Below are 4,819 nucleotides of genomic sequence, written 5' to 3' on the forward strand. Positions count from 1 at the left end.
GTTTGCATACACATTCCTCATCGGTACAGCGGCGGAAAAACTGTATCCAGTCCCGGCCCTGTGCGCCAAGGAGGGCTTCAAACTGGCGGCAGCCTTTGCCTTTCAGTTCAAGCAGCACGCCTTTGTTTTCATCCCATGAGGTATACAGCACGATATTGCCGTGATAATACCGTCCGGTATAGGTGTACGCTCCTTTTGGCTCCTGCGCCATATATTTCATCCGTATCCGCAGTACATCTTCAATAATGTGCCTTGCATCTGTTGTCTTGAACCGGATACGTACATAGTCGATCAGCAGGAACAAAGCGTCCGGCGCCGCCAGCGCAAAGGCGTGTTCAATCTTACGCATGGCTTTCTTCGTCACAGGTGATGCATGGCTTTCCAGACGGCTCAGGTGGGTGCGCGACATCCCAGCCAGTACCGCAAAATCCTCCTGCGAGATGCCAAGGCGTTCGCGCCTTGCCCGCTGTTTGTCTATCCATTTGATATGGTCCAAGTAATCCCTCCATCCGTTGTAACATTTCACATTTTTTGTTGCGCCGTCCCCAAGTCCTTCAAACCCAGACGTGATGCGGTTCGGGGGACATGATGGGAGTTGGCTATAGGCGATTTACACCCCCCTGTTAGATACAGGGGGCGAATCTGGGGACGGCCGCGGCTTCGCCGCGCCCGCCCCGGCGGTGCAGGCCTGCGCCTGCGGCTTTCGCGCTGCCCGCCGCCGCGCGGCCTGCCCGCTGCCTGTCCAATCTCATTCCTCTATTTATATTATGCGACTTCAAATTGAGAACGTCAATATCAAGTCACGTTGACTTTGTAAACTTTCTGTGATATCCTTAATGCAAGGAGGAATGCCAGATGAACAGGATCAAGGAACTGCGGCAGAAGAAAGGGCTTTCGGTGAGGAAAGCGGCTGAAGAGATCGGCATTTCACAGAGCATGCTGTCCAGCTATGAGAACGGCACACGCGCCCCGCGCGACGATGAAACATGGGGCAGGCTTGCAAACTACTTTGGCGTGTCCATCAGCTACCTGATGGGATTAACGGACAAAGTGGTTTCCCCACCGAAGGGGGATGCGCTCTGGCGGCCGCAGAGCATTATCATTGATGCAGAGCGCGTGCAGGAGGAATACATCGACGGTAAGAAACCGCTGGAAATCGAAATTGCCAGCATAGACGAATATCTGCTGTTTGCGAACATTACGCAACTCTACCCGGATGAGATAAAGGAACTGCTGGAAATCGCGCAGGGCTGGATTCGCGAGAAATATAAAGGAACGAGGACAGTTATTCAGTTACCGGAGGATGGTTCACACAACGAGACTACAAACTGAAATGAAAAATCCCACTCAAAAATTTTGAGTGGGATTTTCCGTTGACTTAAAAGAAATGAAGCAATTTTACTGTGTATACGACATATTTCCGTTTTTATCGCATGTCATAGTGATAGTATATGTTTTTCCACCTGCATAATTGAATGTACATTTTCCTTTTACCGATGCCCCAGAACGCCATGAATCGCCTGAATATCCGTAAGATGAAGAAGCCGACCAACTATCGGCTGTTGCTTTGGAAGTCACTGTATCGTATTGAAATGTTCCATTCAAATAAAACGTACCAATATATATGCTTCCATGATAAGCTTCGGCCTTACGGGTAATGCTCCTTTCGTAAATCGTAAATGGGGTTAAAGAATCCACAGTAGATACCTTAAGATAGTATCCGTCACCATAGTCAACAATTACAGGCGCTTCCTTATCCGCTGCGAATGCAGGAACTGTTAAAGTACACAACATAACTATTGAAAGAATAGAAGAAATAAGCTTTTTCATTTAAATCACCCTTATGAATCTAACATGCCATCAGATACGATGCGATTAGTTGACGATGTATTTTTTTCGTTGACATAGAAATCATTTCGCATAACCTGTTGAGAATGAATAAAATATCCACCTAATATAATCAGTATTACTATAAATACAGCCAAAATCACAGCCGCAGCCAAATAGCATTTTCGCTTTGCACGGACAATTTCTTTATTATCTATATTATCCATTATCTGCATGGCGATTTGCTCAGGCATTCCTATTTCTTCACACAAATCGTCATAAGATAATGCCGAATAGATCATCAACTCTTGCTGTAAGCCATCCAACAATTTGGAACGCGTTGACTTAGAGCAAATTAGTCTGCGCGAAACCGCACGCACGTATCGGTGTACGGCCTTTTCCTCCATCATACTCCGCCCTCCCTGCTGTTTTGACGAATTTGCTGTACCGCTTTGGACATATCAGAATAAATGTCCTCTATCTGCCGCAAATACGCTATCCCATCGGGAGTGATCTCGTAATACTGGCGGACACGATTATCATCTGAAATTGCTTTCTGGCCTTCACACAAATACCCCTGAGATAACAGACGTTGGATTACGGGATAAAGCAGAGAAACAGTATATTTATCGCTGCTTCGTCTCGCAATTTCCTGCGTCATTTCATACACATACATTGGCCGCTCAGACAACAGCAAGAGCACGAGCAGGGGATTTAATGCACGTTTAAAGTAATCTCCAAAGGAATGGCCAGTGTCCTTGGTAGATTTGCTTTCCTTTTTCATGGCGCCACCAAACATGTTTGTTGAAATTATACTAACATTTTGTTTTGATATTGTCAATAATAAGCATTGCTAAATATATTCATTTGGATTATTCTATTACATAGAGAACAGCTGGAGGGATGACATGCTGAAATTTAGAGGATTAACATTATCTGCAACACAAGTAAAAACAATAGCTATAGTAGCAATGCTGATTGATCATATTTCAAATGTGTTTCATCCTTTTCATTTATATGTTCCACTTGGATATTACTCAGATTGCTTTCTGGAAGGGATAGGTCGTATAGCCTTTCCGATATTTGCATATTTCATCGCGGAAGGTTGCTTAAAAACTCGTAATATAAAAAAATACCTTCTTCGTTTGTTTGCGATAAGCATAGCAGCAGAGCCATTTTATGATTTTGCAAATTCACAATTCAACTACATGCGTTATAGTGGTAACAATTCCACTCTACATGATCCTGTATTGGCCGAGCTAACCAATCATGTGACTTTATGGGAAGGCTCTATCCAAAATGTGTGTCTCACTCTTTTTCTTTCTGCATTAGCTGTTTACTGTTGGCAGAATTATTTTGACCGAATTAGCGCTACTCGAAAACAAACAGCTTTGGCAACACTTCTTCTTACTTTGGAATGGATATCTATATATACTATTTCGTTGGTTAGTCAATGTGAGTATTGGGAGACTGCGGTTCCTCTGATCGTTTCTCTTTATATTATAAAGGACAAACGAATTTGCTTGGGTGTATTGACCTTATGGTCAATTACTGAATATCTTTTTCTTCCCCAGTACAGTCAAATACCTCTTTTTAATTCACCTCTTAGGTCTATTTGGTATACAATGTTTGCCAGTATATCCTGTGTCGTACTAAGCCAATACAATGGGATGGAAGGAAAGAAAATATTCCCAAAGTATTTTTTCTATTTTTTCTATCCTGGTCATTTATTCATCTTGAGTATAATACGGGAGGTGTTTATCATGATTTAGCTGATTGACGGAATGTATCATCAATCGTTTTTAGGAGGAATTAGAATGAAACGGTATAAGCGAATTGTTTCTTTGGTAATGTGCTTAGCAATGTCGATAGTTGCCACGACCGTTCCAGCCCTTGCTGTCGGTCAAAATAACACAAATGAGGAGATCTCTCCCAGAGGGACTGTCACATATACAGCCCGAGTAACCGACACGGATGCTGTTCTTTTTACTGACTCTAATTGGTTCAGTAGTGATAACCATGCATCTGTTCAGATTATAAATTCTGAAGGACCTAAAGAGCTTTATTGTTCGTTGCAGTACCAAGATCCAATCACACTGCAGTGGAATACAGTGGATCAAGGAAAAATTTCTCAAGGTTCTGGATCATTAGGTGGGACTATTATCGGGGGGGCTACGGTTCGTGTCGCTGGTCGACTGCTGTCTGGTGCAGCGGGCAATTGCACATTTTCTTTAACCATGACACATTGAAAAATTAAATACCTACAAGTGTAAATTAACTCCTGTTTTTTTCAAAAGCCAGAAATCCCATCTAAGAAATATCTTAGATGGGATTTCTTGTTCAAACATAATTTAGAACAATAGCAACTTGGTTCAATTTGTAGTCATATCAAGGCTCGTTCAAAAATAGTAAATTAATAGTATGATGATAATTGCACTTACGATTTACGCACCAACAAACTTTAGAATTTATCCTATTTTAACATTAAAGGCATGTTTATATCATCATACTGTTGCATTCGTTGCTCTAGATAATCTTTTTCATAAAAACCCGCGACACGCGCGTGGGTTTTTATACAAGACGACGGAGAATTGTGCCCAAAGGGCGCGATTCGTAGTCGCAGATTCGATCAAAAGCGTGGTTTCGATCGAGAAACTGCTCGAAAAACGAGGTTTTTCGAGCAGTTTCAAACTGATATGTACCCAGGATTCTGGACACATTAAAAATTGAATTAGGTGCACATGGATGCCTCTCTGAATTTTGCGGGAGGCATCCATTTTGTTTTCGCTTGGATTCTTTCGTTGTTGTAGTAATTTATGTAGGTGTCAACAGCCTTAGCAAACGTTTCAAAAGAGGAATACTCTTTTTCATGCCCGTAGAACATCTCGTTTTTCATCCGTCCAAAGAAGGTCTCCATGATGCAATTGTCGTAACAGTTACCCTTCCTTGACATGGATTGAATGATTTTGTGATCTTTAAGTGCCTGCCTGAA

General features: G+C 42.4%; 8 protein-coding genes. 3 read left to right on the plus strand and 5 right to left on the minus strand.

The window, feature by feature from the left end; translation table 11 throughout:
* Positions 1-496, minus strand: a 496-nt coding sequence (locus tag T363_RS0113505; protein ID WP_154658821.1) for a helix-turn-helix domain-containing protein, incomplete at its 3' end; no start/stop codon positions are given.
* 359 nt (positions 497-855) lie between these two features.
* Here T363_RS0113505 and T363_RS15340 point away from each other — a divergent pair.
* Complete coding sequence (locus tag T363_RS15340; RefSeq protein WP_051643300.1) at positions 856-1,332, plus strand: helix-turn-helix domain-containing protein; 477 nt, start codon at positions 856-858, stop codon at positions 1,330-1,332.
* A 66-nt stretch (positions 1,333-1,398) separates the two neighbouring features.
* On the opposite strand, the gene T363_RS16190 is transcribed toward T363_RS15340, so the two are convergent.
* Genes T363_RS16190 through T363_RS0113525 form a run of 3 tightly spaced genes read right to left on the minus strand, consistent with a single transcriptional unit; the run spans position 1,399 to position 2,611 of the window.
* Positions 1,399-1,830 carry a hypothetical protein gene (locus T363_RS16190; RefSeq protein ID WP_154658822.1) on the minus strand — a complete coding sequence of 144 codons (432 nt, stop codon included), beginning with the start codon at positions 1,828-1,830 and terminating at the stop codon, positions 1,399-1,401.
* Positions 1,831-1,841: 11 nt separating this feature from the next.
* Entirely contained in the window at positions 1,842-2,237 is a 396-nt protein-coding gene (locus tag T363_RS0113520; RefSeq protein ID WP_031476678.1) for a hypothetical protein, read from the minus strand.
* A complete protein-coding gene (locus T363_RS0113525) occupies positions 2,234-2,611 on the minus strand; it encodes a PadR family transcriptional regulator (protein ID WP_051643301.1) in 378 nt (125 codons plus the stop codon). The genes T363_RS0113520 and T363_RS0113525 overlap by 4 nt, the downstream gene beginning before the upstream one ends.
* A 124-nt stretch (positions 2,612-2,735) precedes the next feature.
* Between T363_RS0113525 and T363_RS0113530 the strand changes: the two genes are divergently transcribed.
* Positions 2,736-3,599, plus strand: a complete 864-nt coding sequence (locus T363_RS0113530) for a TraX family protein (RefSeq protein WP_031476682.1) — start codon at positions 2,736-2,738, stop codon at positions 3,597-3,599.
* Positions 3,600-3,644: 45 nt separating this feature from the next.
* Entirely contained in the window at positions 3,645-4,076 is a 432-nt protein-coding gene (locus T363_RS0113535) for a hypothetical protein (RefSeq protein ID WP_031476684.1), read from the plus strand.
* Positions 4,077-4,558: 482 nt separating this feature from the next.
* Here T363_RS0113535 and T363_RS0113540 read toward each other — a convergent pair.
* A partial coding sequence (locus T363_RS0113540; protein ID WP_031473043.1) for an IS3 family transposase occupies positions 4,559-4,819 on the minus strand: 261 nt, incomplete at its 5' end.

Origin of the sequence: Agathobaculum desmolans ATCC 43058 (assembly GCF_000701665.1) — a bacterium.
Classification (GTDB): Bacteria; Bacillota; Clostridia; order Oscillospirales; family Butyricicoccaceae; genus Agathobaculum; species Agathobaculum desmolans.

Excerpts from the sequence above, each read along its gene's own strand:
- T363_RS15340 (WP_051643300.1), top strand. The coding sequence starts at position 856 with ATGAACAGGATCAAGGAACTGCGGCAGAAGAAAGGGCTTTCGGTGAGG.
- T363_RS16190 (WP_154658822.1), bottom strand. The coding sequence starts at position 1,830 with ATGAAAAAGCTTATTTCTTCTATTCTTTCAATAGTTATGTTGTGTACT.
- T363_RS0113520 (WP_031476678.1), bottom strand. The coding sequence starts at position 2,237 with ATGATGGAGGAAAAGGCCGTACACCGATACGTGCGTGCGGTTTCGCGC.
- T363_RS0113525 (WP_051643301.1), bottom strand. The coding sequence starts at position 2,611 with ATGAAAAAGGAAAGCAAATCTACCAAGGACACTGGCCATTCCTTTGGA.
- T363_RS0113530 (WP_031476682.1), top strand. The coding sequence starts at position 2,736 with ATGCTGAAATTTAGAGGATTAACATTATCTGCAACACAAGTAAAAACA.
- T363_RS0113535 (WP_031476684.1), top strand. The coding sequence starts at position 3,645 with ATGAAACGGTATAAGCGAATTGTTTCTTTGGTAATGTGCTTAGCAATG.